At 35.4% G+C, this 15,846-nt stretch carries 13 protein-coding genes; 7 read left to right on the forward strand and 6 right to left on the reverse strand.

Going from position 1 to position 15,846, the window contains the following annotated elements; genetic code table 11:
* Positions 1 to 269: 269 nt before the first annotated feature.
* The 3 genes from cstA to P2Q73_RS15170 form a co-directional block, all read right to left on the reverse strand.
* Positions 270 to 2,075 (reverse strand): carbon starvation protein CstA, encoded by a 1,806-nt coding sequence (gene cstA, locus P2Q73_RS15160; protein WP_056828738.1) that lies wholly within the window; start codon positions 2,073 to 2,075, stop codon positions 270 to 272.
* A gap of 134 nt (positions 2,076 to 2,209) precedes the next feature.
* Entirely contained in the window at positions 2,210 to 2,947 is a 738-nt protein-coding gene (locus P2Q73_RS15165) for a LytR/AlgR family response regulator transcription factor (protein WP_275788780.1), read from the reverse strand.
* Positions 2,925 to 4,706: a sensor histidine kinase gene (locus P2Q73_RS15170; RefSeq protein WP_056829145.1), complete on the reverse strand. Its 1,782-nt coding sequence runs from the start codon at positions 4,704 to 4,706 to the stop codon at positions 2,925 to 2,927. Before P2Q73_RS15170 ends, P2Q73_RS15165 begins: the two co-directional genes overlap by 23 nt.
* Positions 4,707 to 4,980: 274 nt before the next feature.
* Between P2Q73_RS15170 and P2Q73_RS15175 the strand changes: the two genes are divergently transcribed.
* The 3 genes from P2Q73_RS15175 (at position 4,981) to P2Q73_RS15185 (ending at position 7,315) form a co-directional block, all read left to right on the forward strand.
* Positions 4,981 to 5,724 carry a hypothetical protein gene (locus tag P2Q73_RS15175; RefSeq protein ID WP_275788911.1) on the forward strand — a complete coding sequence of 248 codons (744 nt, stop codon included), beginning with the start codon at positions 4,981 to 4,983 and terminating at the stop codon, positions 5,722 to 5,724.
* Positions 5,725 to 6,003: 279 nt separating this feature from the next.
* The gene (locus P2Q73_RS15180) at positions 6,004 to 6,525 is read left to right on the forward strand and encodes a matrixin family metalloprotease (RefSeq protein ID WP_056833469.1); all 522 of its coding nucleotides are present in this window, start codon (positions 6,004 to 6,006) and stop codon (positions 6,523 to 6,525) included.
* Positions 6,526 to 6,544: 19 nt separating this feature from the next.
* Positions 6,545 to 7,315 carry a cardiolipin synthase gene (locus tag P2Q73_RS15185; protein ID WP_275788783.1) on the forward strand — a complete coding sequence of 257 codons (771 nt, stop codon included), beginning with the start codon at positions 6,545 to 6,547 and terminating at the stop codon, positions 7,313 to 7,315.
* A 246-nt stretch (positions 7,316 to 7,561) separates the two neighbouring features.
* On the opposite strand, the gene P2Q73_RS15190 is transcribed toward P2Q73_RS15185, so the two are convergent.
* The 3 genes from P2Q73_RS15190 to P2Q73_RS15200 all read right to left on the reverse strand — a co-directional run bounded on the left by P2Q73_RS15190 (position 7,562) and on the right by P2Q73_RS15200 (position 10,517).
* Positions 7,562 to 8,428 carry a helix-turn-helix domain-containing protein gene (locus P2Q73_RS15190; protein ID WP_275788785.1) on the reverse strand — a complete coding sequence of 289 codons (867 nt, stop codon included), beginning with the start codon at positions 8,426 to 8,428 and terminating at the stop codon, positions 7,562 to 7,564.
* Positions 8,429 to 8,799: 371 nt separating this feature from the next.
* Complete coding sequence (locus P2Q73_RS15195) at positions 8,800 to 9,444, reverse strand: vWA domain-containing protein (RefSeq protein ID WP_275788787.1); 645 nt, start codon at positions 9,442 to 9,444, stop codon at positions 8,800 to 8,802.
* A gap of 83 nt (positions 9,445 to 9,527) precedes the next feature.
* Positions 9,528 to 10,517, reverse strand: a complete 990-nt coding sequence (locus P2Q73_RS15200) for a macro domain-containing protein (protein WP_275788789.1) — start codon at positions 10,515 to 10,517, stop codon at positions 9,528 to 9,530.
* A 153-nt stretch (positions 10,518 to 10,670) separates the two neighbouring features.
* Between P2Q73_RS15200 and P2Q73_RS15205 the strand changes: the two genes are divergently transcribed.
* From P2Q73_RS15205 to P2Q73_RS15220, 4 genes are all read left to right on the forward strand, one after another.
* Complete coding sequence (locus tag P2Q73_RS15205; RefSeq protein ID WP_056828746.1) at positions 10,671 to 11,663, forward strand: LacI family DNA-binding transcriptional regulator; 993 nt, start codon at positions 10,671 to 10,673, stop codon at positions 11,661 to 11,663.
* Between the two features lie 165 nt (positions 11,664 to 11,828).
* Positions 11,829 to 13,214, forward strand: a complete 1,386-nt coding sequence (locus P2Q73_RS15210; RefSeq protein WP_275788792.1) for a hypothetical protein — start codon at positions 11,829 to 11,831, stop codon at positions 13,212 to 13,214.
* 21 nt (positions 13,215 to 13,235) lie between these two features.
* On the forward strand, positions 13,236 to 14,657 hold the full coding sequence (locus P2Q73_RS15215) for an aldehyde dehydrogenase family protein (protein WP_056828750.1): 1,422 nt from the start codon (positions 13,236 to 13,238) through the stop codon (positions 14,655 to 14,657).
* An 11-nt stretch (positions 14,658 to 14,668) separates the two neighbouring features.
* Complete coding sequence (locus P2Q73_RS15220) at positions 14,669 to 15,844, forward strand: iron-containing alcohol dehydrogenase (protein WP_275788797.1); 1,176 nt, start codon at positions 14,669 to 14,671, stop codon at positions 15,842 to 15,844.
* Positions 15,845 to 15,846: the final 2 nt, after the last annotated feature.

Genomic DNA, 15,846 nt, shown 5'->3' on the forward strand with positions numbered 1-15,846 from the left:
TTACAACTAATTTATTCGGTATAAATCAACCGAGAAATACATACGGTTTTATAAAGTTTATAGAAAGCTGAATAATCTTTCTTATCATAGAATAATAAGAACTGACTTAAAATACAAATGTATTTTTAGGAAAAACACCTTAATCCCTTCATATACCTATGTTTTAAATTTAATAGAAATAATTATTAAAATATTCAAATATAATATTTTAGTGTAAAAAATAAAAAACCTTCCAACATTTAGTATGTTGGAAGGTATTAAAGGTTAACTTATATGGTTCCTTTTGCAGCACGCTCTACTAGTTCATGCTGTGGAATTTTCCAAAGCTGTAACCACTTACGAATGGAGGTCACAAGAATTACTAGACCAAGAACTAACATGATTACAGAAAGAGTTCCATTTAAAATATTGTAGCCTGGGCTTTCTGCATTCCAATAAACGTTTTTCACCATCCAGTAGCCAGCTACATTAACTGTTACATACAGATAAGATAGAGGAATCAAACAAGTAAGCATATAGCTTCGTTTTTGTGCAATCTTCAATACTATCGTTGCCCCAATGATCAATCCTATCGAAGCCATTAACTGGTTTGACACCCCAAACAATGCCCAAACGGAACTAATATCTCCGGAATACAGTAAATATCCCCACATAAAGCAAGCTAACGCACTTGCGAAAATAGTTGCACCTATTGAATTAGTTCGTTTTAACGGTTTAAAGAATGTTCCACCGAAATCTTGAATGAGATAACGAGCAACTCGTGTCCCCGAGTCAATTGCTGTTAGGATAAAGACTGCTTCAAATAGAATAACAAACTGATAGAAATAGGAAGCCATTTTTTCGAAAATCGGAATCTCCGTAAAGATATACGTCATCCCTACAGCAAGAGTAACAGCCCCTCCTGTTCTTCCTTCCAAATCCATTCCAATCTCATCACTTAGCTCATCTAAATGCACTGTTTCCATCCCTAATGTCGCAAATTTCTCTGGTGTAGAATTTATTGCAAAATAATCTCCTGGCATTAAAGATACAGCAGCGATTAAAGCCATGATTGCAACTAAACATTCCACAAGCATCGCACCAAAAGCTACCCCTTTAATATCACTCCAACGATTGATCATCTTTGGAGTTGTCCCTGAACCAACGAATGCATGGAATCCTGATATAGCTCCACAAGCAATGGTGATGGAAACAAATGGCCAAACCGGTCCCGCGATAATCGGACCCCCACCATTTATGAACTCTGTTAAAGCAGGGAATTGAACTGCTGGATTTACATAGAATACCCCTATTATTAAAGCTACGAATACACCAATTTTCATAAAAGTACTTAAATAATCACGAGGTGCTAGCAATAACCAAACTGGTAACGCCGCAGCAAAAAACGCATAAATAGGTAATGCTATAGCGATAGTACTCTTTTCTAATGTTAAGAAATCACCTAATGCTGTTCCTTGAATATTAGGTCCCCAAAGAATAGCAGCCATAATAAGTCCAAAACCGACGATTGTAGCAGCTTTTAAATTTCCTGTTTTCTTATGGTACAACCCAACTCCCATTGCAATCGGAATTGTAATCCCTACAGCAAAGGTTCCCCATGGGTTTCTCTCTAATGCGCTCAATACTACTAAAGAAAGACCTGCCATCGTAATCGTAATAATGAATAGCATCGCCAACCCAGCACAGAATCCTGCCACTGGACCGAGCTCTTTTTTCGCTATTTCAGATAGAGATTTTCCCTCTTGACGCATGGATGCAAATAGTACAACCATGTCGTGAACCGCTCCACCGATTACCGCCCCAATTAGAAGCCAAAGTAAGCCGGGTAAATAACCAAACTGTGCTGCTAATATTGGTCCAACTAATGGTCCCGCCGCAGCAATCGCCGCAAAATGGTGACCAAACGTAACCCATTTGTTCGTGGGTACATAATCTTTACCATCTTCCAGTTCATGAGCTGGAGTGGGTTTTGAATCGTCTAGTTTCAAAACTTTTGCAGCCATGAATGTACCATATAAACGATAAGCAATTAATAGTATACAAATAGAGCCAATAACAATTGTAACCGCATTCATTTTCTTTTACCCCCATCCCTTATGTATTTATTAATCATACTAAAATTAAGATTGATAAATTCATATTCTAGTTGAGTTACAAAATTTCAAGGATGAGCTGCAAAAATGGGGAAATGAAATACAATTTGACCTATTTAAAACCCAATGTACATTTTAAAATCTTTTACATATGTTCGACTAACAGGAACTTTTGATCGATCTTTTAATATGACATTATATGTAGAGTTAAACCATGGATGAATTTCTACAATATGATCCATGTTCACTATATAGCTTCGATGGACGCGCATAAAATTGGTATTGTTTAATTTTTTCTCTAACACAGTTAGTGAATCACTAACAATATATTCATCACTCATCGTTTTGACCTTACATTTGCCTTCAAAAGATTCCAAATAAATGATGGAATCATTTTCAAGCAAAACAATTCTTTCCTCTACTAAAACAGCAATTTTTCCCGAATTAACATTCTTAGCAGAAGAAATGAATCGTCGTTCCTCACTTCCGATTTTCCCCACATGAATTATCTTTTCCAGCGTTTTTCGGATACGCTCCTCATCAAATGGTTTCAAAATATAGTCAAGTGCATTTAATTCAAACGCTTGTAAGGCATACTCATCGTACGCGGTCGCAAATACAATGGCAGGAGTTGGTTTAAGCTGGATCAATTGCTTAGCTAAGTCTAATCCGTTATCTTCCTCTAAATCTATATCTAAGAAAACCAAATCTGGGTGTTGTTTGGATATATCCTTCACAGCATTTAAAAGACAATCTGCTTCACCAATAACTTCAATTTGTTTACTTTCTGTGAGAAGATATTTTAATTCCTCCCTTGCCAATGGTTCATCTTCAACTATATACGCCTTCAACATTTTGATGTAAAACTCCTTTACTATCGAGTGGAATAGAAATTAATATAGATGTGCCCCTGTTTAATTCACTAGTTATCTCTAACTTTGCTTGGCCATTATAAATTCCAGATAGTCTCTTACTTATATTAAAAATCGCTGTACCCGTACCCTTTTTAGAAACCATCGTTTGTTTACCTAATAATTCTATCTTGTTCATTGGAATGCCTTTTCCGTTATCTGATACAACAATTCGCAGGTTGTTATTTAAGGAGTAAATTTGGATTTGTATCTTTCCTATACCTACTAGACTTGTGAATGCGTAATTGATGGCGTTCTCTACTAGCGGTTGTAACGTAAACGGAGGTATCAGTATCTCTTCTAAACTGTTTTCTATTTCAAACTCTATTTCGTATTTGTCTGGAAAACGCGTTTGTTCAAGGGATAAGTATGACTTCACATTCTCTATTTCCTTTTCTAAAGGAATAAGCATTTGTTTAGCTCCCTGAATATTACCACGTAGAAATGAACTTAACTCCAACAATAGCTTTCTAGCTTTTTGTGCATCTGTGCGGCATAAGATAGAAATGGAATTGAGACTATTAAACAGAAAATGCGGATGGATTTGGGCTTGTAATGCTTTTATTTCTGCATCTTTTAATAATTTTGTTTGTCTTTCAGCTTCTGCTAGCTCAAATTGAGTAGAAAATAAATTGGCAAGTCCTTCTGCTAGCTGCTGCTGAACATCATCTAACTTACTCGGCTTAATATAATACATTTTTAATGTTCCTGCAGTTTTGTTTTGTATCTTTAAAGGTAGTACGATGGCTGCTTCTAACGAACAATCACTATGGGAACAAAAAATTTCTTCCTTTGATTTGGCGACTGCTATCCTGCCGGTTTCTAACACTTTTTTTGTTAATCCAGTCGTTAGGCCTCTCTTTGGAATATGGTGATCTGCTTCTGCTCCAACATGCGCTAACACTCGATGTTCATCTGTCATCGCAACCGCATCGGCATCCGTCAACCGCAACATAATTTCTGCAATCTCTTTACAAGAATTAGTATTTAATCCTTGTCGAAAGAAAGGCAAGGTTTGATCTGCAATATAAAATGCTTGGCTCGTTTGGTTTGCTCGAGCACGCTCTTCATCTCGTACGATTGACTGGATAATATACATGAATAAAAACATTCCTAATCCGTTAACAACAATCATTGGAATCCCAATGACTTGCACGAGAGCCCATGCTTCTTCAAATGGTTTTGCCAAAGCCAAAATTATGATCATTTGTACAGCTTCTAATGTCATTCCTAACTTTGCAGCATAGATTGGTGTAATTTTCTTATCAAGTTTTAATTGTTTTCTAGAAAAATACCCAGAACAAATTCCAGCTACAACAACTGCCAATGAACATGCTATTGCCGTAAAACCCCCAAGTGAATACCTGTGGATACCAGCAATTAGACCAGCACCTAGCCCAACAACTGGCCCACCTAATATTCCACCAATCACAACTCCCATTACTCTTGTGTTTGCTATCGCATTATCCGGGTCAATTCCTACAAGCCAGCCACTATTTACAATAGTCCCTCGCTCCATTTCAATTCCTGTGTAATTACTAATCAATCCGAAAGCACCAAAAATTAAAATAAGAATTACTTTTTCGCTCCAATTGTGTTCATTGTGAATAACCTGTCGAAATGATTTTATTTGAGAAAGTAAGAATGCAACAATAACGATGATCCCAACTTTTTCTATCATTAATGCAGCCAAAACTAATATCATCGTTAAGTTCTCCCTCTTTCGAAATATTCTAATATGTTTATCATACTTGAAAAATCTAAAGAAAAAAACCTCTAGTAGAAACGCCATTTTATTTTTGTTTTGAAGCAACTATTCATATCTCAGAAACTATAGTATTCAGAAAATTATTGTAACTTTTCCCACTAAACAACTGTCTAAATACATTAAAGAGGAACATATCATCTGACAATTAATGTTATCAACATACTTCTCATTATGTAGAACCTACTCATTAAAAGGAGGAAAGATAATGATGTCTAAACCTAAGTATAGGAGAACTTATTTTTATTTCTTATTATTTATTTTGTTTCTTATTATAGGTATTACCTTTTGGTTCATATCAAAAAATAATTTGGAACCTAAAACGTTAGTTTTACATAAGACGTTTAAAGTAACAAATGAATTAAGTGAAATGGTCCAAGAATCAGATGTCGTTGTTCTAGGTGAATATAAAGGTTTAGACTCTAAATGGAATATGGCAAAGGCACCATTTGAACAAAATGAAAATGTAGAGGGACATTTATTTAATTTCCAAGTAAATGAAACTTTAAAAGGAAAACCTGTAGAAAAAGAAATATTAATAAATCATAGATATTCTGAAATCATTACAATAGAGGAAAGTGATGAAGTGGTTGATGAAACTGGAGTAATTGTTCAAGAAGCTAAGAACATCTTTACAAAAGAAGTAGAAAACAAAGATCCGCTCTATATAAAACCAGCATACGGTGAGAAATATATGATTTTCTTAAAAGAAAACTCCGAGCTTGGTCATTATTATCCCGCTATTGAACCCTTTATGATTCAATTCGATTCAAATGATGTAGCACAGTTAAAAAGTAATTTAATCAACCTTGATAAAAGTAAGCTTAAATTTAAAACAAAAGTAGAAGAGAGAACATTTTATGTAATTAATGAAATTCCTTACACCGTTGTTGATAATATTAGTGGAAAAAACATTGATGAAATATTGAATAGCGTTAAGAAAGCACAACAATAAGTAGTACAAAAAGACAGAGATTTAATGATCTCTGTCTTTTATATTGAAGTAATAGAGTTTATATCCATTTAACTGAATTTGAACTGAATGCAAAACAAAAAATTATCACAAATAACATTTTTCTGATATTTTGCAACCTTTTAATTTCTATAATTTATTATAAAAATTAGAGGAGGTTATCCCAGTTGGACAAGCTTTAAAAGCCCCAAAAATAATGGGAGAGTAATCGTTTTGGAATTATAAGATTTTAATTTTTTCATAAAACATTGGAGGGATAATATGAAAATCAAAAAAGTAGTTACTTCACTTTTGTTAGGAATTACAATTATTTTCGCAAGTACGAGTGTTTCAGAAGCATACGTCTTACACGGATGGAAACTACCATCAAAATCATCGACATATAAGTGGGGAACTAATCTAGATGACGGCTCAAGTGTGATCAAATCTGGTTGGTCTGCTGCAGACTCAGCTTGGTATACTGCATCCAGCATTAACTTCACGGTTAATACTTCCTCTGTTAATACATTAAATTCTTGGTACGAATACTCTTCTACCTATTATGGAAGAATGACAACAACTCATTCAGATGGTAAAGTAACAAAATTTGCTGGAGATCTTAACTCCGGAAATACAAATATTACAAAATCAAATGTTGCTAAAAGTACTGGCGTTCATGAGTTTGGGCATGCAATTGGAATCGCCCATACCGGCGGGACTTCCATCATGAATAGCAGTCGTGATCGAACTACAATGCACACTCCACAAACAGATGACAAAAATGGCGTAAATGCAATTTACTAAGAAAAGGAGAGGATTTCTGATGTTAACAAAAAAAGCAAAAAAAATGGCAATAGTAATTCCATTAGCTGTAGTAATCGGCTTTGGAGGATATATGACATTGAGTGGGCAGGTTCACAGCTTAGCGGGGATTGAAAAAGAACCTCAAACAGTTATACTCAGTAAGGACTTTCCTTCTACAAGTGATTTAAATGTGATGATTGATGAAGCAGATTTAGTTGTTATTGGTCATTATAATGGGCTCGATTCTAAATGGAATATGGCACGAAACCCAAATAATCCTTCACAGGAAGATACAGAGAATTACGTAGAAGGGCATTTATATAACTTCAAAATTTCAGAAACAATTAAAGGTGCATCGGATAGCAAACAAATCCAGGTAAACCATCGTTTTGCAGAAACTGTGGTATTAGAAGTATCAGATGCAGTAGTATCCCCTGAAGGCATAGTTACTAAAGAAGCAACTAAAGTAGATATGAAAGAAATTGAGAATAAGGACCCCTTATTTATAGAGCCAGCCAATGGCAAAAAATATATGCTTTTCTTGAAGAAAAATGAGGATTTAGGAAGCTATTACGGCGCAATTGAACCTTTCTCCATAAGCTTTGATAAAAATGATAAAGCAGAACTTCAAACAAACATTGAAACTATTGATGAAGATAGCCTAACTTCACAAACACAATTTGCAGAAGAAACATTTATAGTGAAAAATGAAATCCATGAGACTATCACTGATACAATTAGTGGTAAGAGTCTTAAAGAGTTGATTCAACAAGTACAAAATAGTAACTGATTCTATGATAAATCGAATTGGGTTTTCTGCTCCTGGCGGACGCCGCGGGCGGGGCCGAGCCGCTTCCGCTCCAATCAATATATTGGATAATTTTATAAGTTAAGATGTCCCCAAGTTAAATACAATAATAATGACAAAAGGTATCGAGTGGATGATTTATCGAAACCTTTTGTCGACAACTGAACAGTCCTGGAGAAATCTAGGGCTGTTTTTTGTTTGTTTATTATCTACTATGTAATTTCTATTCTAATAATCTTTTTGTAGAGCATATTTTTCATACTCATGTTGAATCATATTTAAAAAAAGTTTATCGTCATAGACTTCCAATAAATTAAATAATTTCATTTTATAATTATCTTCTTTCTCTCTATTTGAATAGGAATAGCAAATAGCAATTCTATTAAAACATACAGCTAAGGATTGATAGGGAAATGAATGTAAATTTTGTTGTAATAGTTTTTCTAATTTTACTAGAGCTTCAGAATACTTACCATTTTTGATAAGAATCATTGATAAGTTTAACGTTAGTGTTAAAGAGAGTCTAAGTGAATCTCCTAATCCCTTATAAGTTTTTAGCCTTTCTAATAACTTATCAGTTACTTGAATAGCTACATCATCATCGAAAAAATATAAAATTACATTAATGATTTTGATATCCATTAAATACCACTGGTCATAACGAGAAAGGCGTTCCCATACCGTAATTACTTTTTCTTTTGCCTTTGTTAAATCACCCGAAATCTCCAAAATTAATAAGGCCTCACAAATACACTTTAATTCTTCCAAAAACTTATTTTGATTAGTTTCTAGATACATATCTATTGAATTAATAACATGCTTGATTTCTTGCTTATTATTATATGGCAAACGAAAAAATTGTTGTTTAATCTCTGTCACTTTATCAAATTTATATTCATTAAAAATATATTCAAATTCGTCAGAAGATAATTGAAGTTGATTTAATAGGTATAAGAAACCAGCTGAATGGATATCCGACTTATTTGATTCGAAATTTGAATAAGTAGATTGGGCAAAACTATTACCAGCGACTTCTTTTTGAGAATATCCTTTATTTTTACGTATTTTTTTAAGTGTAGACCCGTAATTAATCAAGTTTACCTCCCCAATATTATTTTTCTGATATTTTGTAATTATACCATAATATTGAATTATTATTTAGAAAAAGGAGGTAATTTATATGGATATATTAATTATTATTATCCAAGATATTTGGTTAATTTCTGGTGGTTAATACTTTGAAATAGAAATAAATCTATACCTGTAGTTGGATTTATTTTAAAATAACCATTGTGAAAAAAGTCACCATTTATTGTTTCCCCCAATTAATGGTGACTATATCTAGAAACCTTCATTAATTCCTACATATATCCCTTTTACAGTTACTACATAAGAAAATTACAAAAAAAAAGAAACCAACCTATTCTTAACGGCTGATTTCTTTCTAACATCCGCAACACTCCTTATTACAAGCGTCGTTGAAAATCTTCTTCAATATCTTTTTTCCAAGTTCGATCTATCTTTTTCCCTTTACGGAATGAAGTTACAGCTTCATTGAGTGTTTGGAAATTTAACTGAGTCCCCTCATTATCCGCGTGATATTCTACAGCAAACTCCTCCCTGATTCCGAACTTTGCAGCAGTGGAAATGGCATCAATATTTGCACCAAGAAAAATAAATTCCCATCCATGTTTTTCTTTTTGATGTGCAATCATTGATTTTATCTTGTCATAGGTATATTCGCAACTTGCATTTTCCATACCATCAGTCGTGATTACAAACAACACTTTATCAGCGCGTTCCCCTTCCATTGTTCTTTTTTGTGCGTTCCCTATTTTTTGAATTGCAGATCCAATTGCATCAAGCAAGGCTGTCGTTCCACCAACCTCATATTCCTTTTCCGTAATTGGGAAAATTCCTCCTACATTAATACGGTCATGGAGCAATTCATATTCGTGGTTAAACAATACAGTTGTCACCGTTGCTTCGCCTTCTTCTTTTTTTTGCTTGGCAAGCATCGCATTATACCCACCAATTGTATCTGCCTCTAGTCCTGCCATTGATCCACTTTTATCAAGAATAAAAACTAACTCTGTTAAATTGTTTTTCATCTTCGTCTTCCTCCTAAGTTTGTTATTTACAAACTCAGAATAACAATTCCGAATTCCAAATAGGTCGCTTCCAAAGCGACAAATTAAGCACCTAACAGAACTTGATCAAAAGCAAACAATGCCTCATTAATTTCGTGAATATTATAAATCTCTTCTTCCATAAAATATTCAATTATAAGATCAAACTTACTACTACGTGACAAAGTGTAGCCAGCTTTAGATAACAAATCCTTTGTTTCCTCAATATCTAATTCTAATGCTATAGCGAAGGCAATCACTGTTTTTTTGAGCGGAGTGTAATCAACAGAATTGCGGATTTTAGAAAAAAGACGGCGATCAATATTCGCTTTTTTATACGTCTCCACATCTGTCATCTCTTTTTCATCAATTAAACGTAAAAGTCTTTCTGAAAATGTTTCTTCCATATGTTTAAATACATCTTCCAAGCTCCTCTTTTTTATTGAAGCTTCCACTAATATAACTTGAGACTCCAGTTCAAATAGCTCTTCTTGTCGATTGCGAGAAAATTGTAGACCTAGTTCCTCAACATAATATTCATCAATGTATTCATGAATGGAAGTAAATAATTTTCCACTTAATCTGAATGCACTCTTATCAAAAACAACCATATACACATACATTTCATGTTCCATCAAATAGGCACTAATGGTTGAAATGGCAACCTGTAAAGCCTGTTCTTTCGGATAGCCATATATGCCAGAAGAAATGAGGGGAAAAGCGATAGATTTACAATTGTATTGTTTAGCCAAAGACAATGCATTTCCATAGCATGCTGTAAGTAGTGCTTCCTCGTTTTGTGAGCCTCCCCTCCAAATTGGACCGACTGTATGAATAATATGCTTTGCTTGTAACTGAAAGCCATCCGTAATGACTGCCTCCCCTACAGGACACTCTCCAATTTCATTACACGCTTTTTGCAATTGCTCTGCACCTGCTGCTTGAAAAATAGCTCCACATACTCCTCCACCCATTTGAAGGGAAACGTTAGCTGCATTAACAATAATATCTACCGTCATTTTAGTAATATCATTTCGTACGATTTCTAATGGCAAAATTTTCACGCTCCTTCTCAAAGATACCCTTCCTTAAATGATAGCCAATATAAAGCATGTTGGAAAGAATCTCTCTTCTCTTTTATACAAGCATTTACATATAGCAACTTTGTATAAAATAATGTATTATCAACGTAAAAAGGAGGTATCGTTTTGGTCTCATCTAAAGACGTGGCAAAGCACGCAGGAGTATCCCAAACGACAGTTTCTCGGGTATTAAATATGCCTCAAACTGTTAAAAAACCAACTCTTGATAAAGTAATGAAAGCAATCGACGAGTTAAACTACATACCAAATGGACATGCGCGTTCTCTTGTTCAAAATAAAACCAATACAATTGCCCTTTTATCAGGTCCACTACATAATCCTTTTTTCGTAGATACAACAACAGCAATCGTAAATTATGCCAATGAAAAGGGTTTTCGGGTGAATGTACAGTTCGTTAATGACAAAAACCTTTCCGAAGCATATGCAACTGCTATTGCCCATAAAGTTGACGGCGTTATTTTATCCTGTATATTAATTGATGATCCAATATTTGAAAAACTGAAGCGGATGGACATTCCATTTATCACCTATAACCGAAAACACAAAAATAATGAATACTTTGTTGAAATTGATAATTTTCATGCTGGTTATTTATCTGCAAAGCATATGATTGAACAAGGCCACGAAGCAATTGCTTGGGTTGGTGGAACTTTGAACGTTAGCACATTCAATAACCGTTATCTTGGATTTCTTCAAGCGATGGAAGATTGTAAAGTACCACTCCAAGAGCAATATATTATTAACACGGACACGTCTAAACAAGATATTACACGTGCTTTCCATGAGTTACTCCAACTAAAAAAACGCCCTTCTGCTATTTGTGCCGGAGCTGATTCGATTGCTTTAAACTTAATCGATGACGCTATACAGGAAAAATTACAGGTACCAGAGGATATTAGTATTATTGGAATCGATAACGTAGATTTAAGTCGCCATGGGTCCATTCAGCTTACTACGGTTGGTAGCGTCTCTGAGCAAAATCTAGGATATATAGCTATTCAGAAATTGATAGAAATGATTGAAAATAAAAAAAATGGTTGCATACAAATTACTGAATCTGTTAAAGTGTTTGGTAGAAACACAACACGGAAAATATAAAACAGCCTTTTGAAGGGTTTGTTTTATTTTTTCCCAAAAATGAATACGTAACCATTTTTAGTCTATATATTTTTCTCTAAAAATGGTTACGTATTCATGTAAGATTATTTTTTATTTATATCGTTTTGAAAGGGGTTTCATTATGTTAGGGGGAGGAATTTTTTTATGAAATGGAAAGACAGAAAGTTTGGGGAAGAATCTCCATACATACCAGCAGGACCTTTTAAAATACGTTTACCTTTTATTCATTATCGTTTTGAATGGCCTGACTATGTTCAAGGGTTACTTATGTGTGCAGTTGATTTATCTGCCATTCCACTATTAATTGAATTATTAGGAATGCCATTTGAAGTAGCTTTAGCAATTATAGTACTAAATGGTCTTTTCTATTTACTGCATCATTTACTTGGAGACCCTGCTGTTCCAGGATGGATTACACCGGCAATTCCATTAATCATGTTATATTGCCAACAGTTCCCTGAAGGACCTGAACGAGTACATTCGCTGATAGCTTTCCAGATGACGCTCGGGATTCTTTCTCTTTTCTTAGGCGCAACCGGTTTGGCTTCAAGAGTCGTACAATTAATTCCAGCAGCGATGAAATCTGGTGTTATTCTTGGCGCAGGATTTGCAGCTATCATCTCTGTTTTTCAAATCGGTGGGAAATTCGATGATTTTCCATGGACAATTACAATTGCAATAGGTATCGGATTCTATCTTTTATTTTCAAAACACTTTGCAACATTCCAGAATCGCAATCCATTTTGGGGAACGATTGCTAAACTAGGTATTTTCCCAGTGATTATTATAGCAGTTGTTATTGCTCCTTTATTCGGAGAAGCAGCTTGGCCAACAATTCAATGGGGTATCTCATCTCCAGACTTCATCACATTATGGAATGAATATACTGTTTTTGGGTTAGGCTTCCCACCACTTATGATGTTTATCACTGGTTTACCTACTGTACTTGCAGCTTACATTGTATTATTCGGTGATGTTTTACAAACAAAAGCTTTAGTTGAAGATGGTGCAGCAGTACGTCCAGATGAAAAAGTTGAATATAGCCCAAGTCGTGCACATTTAATATTCGGTATGCGTAACAGTGTAATGAGTATTTTAGGTCCGGACGTTACAATGAGCGGTCCATTATGGTCTGCGATGCAAGTAGTTATGATTGAACGATTTAAAAAAGGCCGTAAAGCTATGGATTCCATCTTCGGTGGTGTCGGTTCCTTCCGTTGGGGTACAAATACAGGTTTATTCTTATTACCAATAGTTAGTTTAGTAGAACCGATCTTAGGCGTTGCTTTAGCTTTAACGATGTTAATTCAAGGGTATGTAAGTGTGAAAGTTGGTATTCTTGAATCACGGAGCCAACGTGATTTAGGGATTGCTGGTATTATCGGTGCAGTTCTTTGTATTAAAGGAGCTGCATGGGGATTCGCAGTAGGGTTGTTACTTTGCTTTTTAATCTATGGTAAAGACTTCTTCAAAGGTGAAGTAGACGATACATTTATAAAAGATAAAATAACCGAAGAAGACATGAGTTAAATACGAGAGGATGATTATTTGATGGAAAAGCAATTTTACGTAAATGGTGAATGGAAGTCTTCAGAAAAACTAGCTGACCTCCACTCCCCACATACTAAAGAAGTGATTGCACAAATACCACAAGCAACACGTGAAGAAGTAGAACAAGCAATCGACTTTGCATACGATGCCAGAAAACAAATGGCTGAACTTACTGCTTACGAACGTGCTGCAATTTTAGAGCATATTACACAATTGTTTATTGATAACCGCAAAAAAGCAGCTGAGATTATTTCTTTTGAAGCGGCGAAGCCGATGAAATATGCATTAGCAGAGATTGACCGCACAATTGAAACTTATAAATTTGCAGCTGAAGAAGCAAAACGATTAACTGGTGAATTGATACCGATGGACGCTGCAAAAAATGGTGCAAATCGTTTTGGCTACACAATTGAACAGCCAATTGGAGTGATCGGTGCCATTACACCTTTCAATTTTCCACAAAACTTAGTAGCACATAAAGTAGGACCTGCGATTGCTGCTGGCAATACAATTGTCCTAAAGCCAGCATCACAAACTCCCCTTTCTGCTCTATTTTTAGCTGAATTGATTGATCAAACCGCTTTACCTAAAGGTGCATTCAACGTTGTAACAGGTGGCGGTAAAACAATTGGAGACGCACTAGTGGAAAGTGACAAAGTGAAAATGATTACATTTACAGGTAGCCCTGCAGTCGGAAAAGGTATCCGTGATAAAGCAGGATTGAAAAAAGTAGCACTCGAACTTGGTTCCAATGCAGGATTGATCATAGACAAGAACGTGGATTTATCGCAAATCGTACCAAAATGTGTCATGGGTGCATTTTCAAACCAAGGGCAAGTATGTATCTCCTTGCAACGAACGTATGTAATGGATGAATTATTTGAAGAATTTATCCAACAATTTTCGTCATCTACAAAAGAACTTGTGATTGGAAATCCGCTAGAAGAAACAACAGACATAGCTGCCATGATCAATCCAGGTGAGCAGGAAAGAGCATTGAGCTGGGTACAGGAAGCAGTAGAGCATGGCGCGGAAATAATTGCGGGAGGCACTACTGAAAATGGTGTTTTCATGCCAACCATTTTAACAAATGTATCCCCCACTTCAAAAGTTTCCTGTCAGGAAGTCTTTGCACCAATCGTTGTTGTAAACCGAATCTCTTCTATTGAAGAAGGTATTCACGCTATCAACGATTCAAACTATGGCCTACAAGCTGGTATTTTTACGAACGATATCCAAACAGCCTTTAAAGCTTCTAAAGAATTAGAAGTTGGAGGTGTAATGATTAACGATATCCCAACGTACCGTATCGACCAAATGCCTTATGGCGGAGTAAAAGAAAGCGGTACAGGTAAAGAGGGCTTAAAGTATGCGATTCATGAAATGACAGAAACCAAACTAGTAGTTTGGAATCAACAATAAGGAGTGTTAATATGTCTGAAAAAATTACATTACCTCCAGTTAGTTATACTGGATGGGGTTCACTTTCTCATCTATTAGAAGAAGTAAATCGCTTTAATTCAAAAAAAATTCTCGTTATTACGGACCCTTTTTTAAAGGAGATTGGCTTAACTGATCAAGTAGTTTCTCCACTTGAAGAAGCAGGTTACGTGATGGAAATCTACACAGAGGTTGTACCAGAACCACCTTTAGCTATTGGTGAAAAATTAGTCGCTTACACTCGTGACAATGAATTTGATATGGTTATCGGAATTGGCGGCGGAAGCGCACTAGACTTAACAAAGCTTGCAGGTGTGTTAGCAGCACATGACGGGAACGTTGCAGATTATTTAAATTTGACTGGCACAAAAAAAGTGACAAAAAAAGGGCTCCCTTCTATCTTAATCCCTACTACATCGGGGACTGGTTCAGAAGTGACTAATATTTCTGTTCTATCTTTGGAAACTACAAAAGACGTAGTAACACACGACTATTTGTTAGCAGACGTGGCAATTGTCGATCCTGCATTAACTATTTCTTTACCACCAAAAGTTACTGCTGCAACTGGAGTAGATGCATTAACACATGCAGTAGAAGCGTATATTTCTAAAAACGCTAGTCCTATCTCGGATGCATTGGCTCTACAAGCAATTCGTTTAATCAGTAACTCAATTAGAACTGCTGTATCAAACGGCGAGGACAAGCAAGCTCGAACTGATATGAGCTATGGAAGTTACTTAGCAGGTCTCGCTTTCTTCAACGCAGGTGTTTCGGGTGTTCATGCATTAGCCTATCCAATCGGCGGACAATTCCATGTTGCACATGGGGACTCAAATGCCGTTTTACTTCCATATGTAATGGGCTATATTCGCCAAAGCTGTGAAAAACGAATGAAAGATATATTTGAAGCGATGGGCTTTAACTCTACAAATCTATCTCAAGAAGAAGCATCTTATAAATGTGTAGCGGAGTTGAAACGTCTTGTAGAAGATGTGAACATTCCATCTACTTTAAAAGGCTTTAACATTACAGAAGATGCACTAGATAGCTTAACTAACGATGCCGTCGAGCAAAAACGCATCCTTGCTCGTAGCCCAATGCCTTTATTAAAAGAAGACATTTATACGATATATAAAGCAGCTTTTGATGGGGTAGTTGTAGAGAAATAATA

The organism is Bacillus sp. Cr_A10, from assembly GCF_029222665.1.
Lineage (GTDB): Bacteria > Bacillota > Bacilli > Bacillales_A > Planococcaceae > Psychrobacillus.

Coding starts and splice junctions, on each gene's coding strand:
- cstA (WP_056828738.1), bottom strand. CDS start 2,075: ATGAATGCGGTTACAATTGTTATTGGCTCTATTTGTATACTATTAATT.
- P2Q73_RS15165 (WP_275788780.1), bottom strand. CDS start 2,947: ATGTTGAAGGCGTATATAGTTGAAGATGAACCATTGGCAAGGGAGGAA.
- P2Q73_RS15175 (WP_275788911.1), top strand. CDS start 4,981: ATGTCTAAACCTAAGTATAGGAGAACTTATTTTTATTTCTTATTATTT.
- P2Q73_RS15180 (WP_056833469.1), top strand. CDS start 6,004: ATGAAAATCAAAAAAGTAGTTACTTCACTTTTGTTAGGAATTACAATT.
- P2Q73_RS15185 (WP_275788783.1), top strand. CDS start 6,545: ATGTTAACAAAAAAAGCAAAAAAAATGGCAATAGTAATTCCATTAGCT.
- P2Q73_RS15195 (WP_275788787.1), bottom strand. CDS start 9,444: ATGAAAAACAATTTAACAGAGTTAGTTTTTATTCTTGATAAAAGTGGA.
- P2Q73_RS15210 (WP_275788792.1), top strand. CDS start 11,829: ATGAAATGGAAAGACAGAAAGTTTGGGGAAGAATCTCCATACATACCA.
- P2Q73_RS15215 (WP_056828750.1), top strand. CDS start 13,236: ATGGAAAAGCAATTTTACGTAAATGGTGAATGGAAGTCTTCAGAAAAA.
- P2Q73_RS15220 (WP_275788797.1), top strand. CDS start 14,669: ATGTCTGAAAAAATTACATTACCTCCAGTTAGTTATACTGGATGGGGT.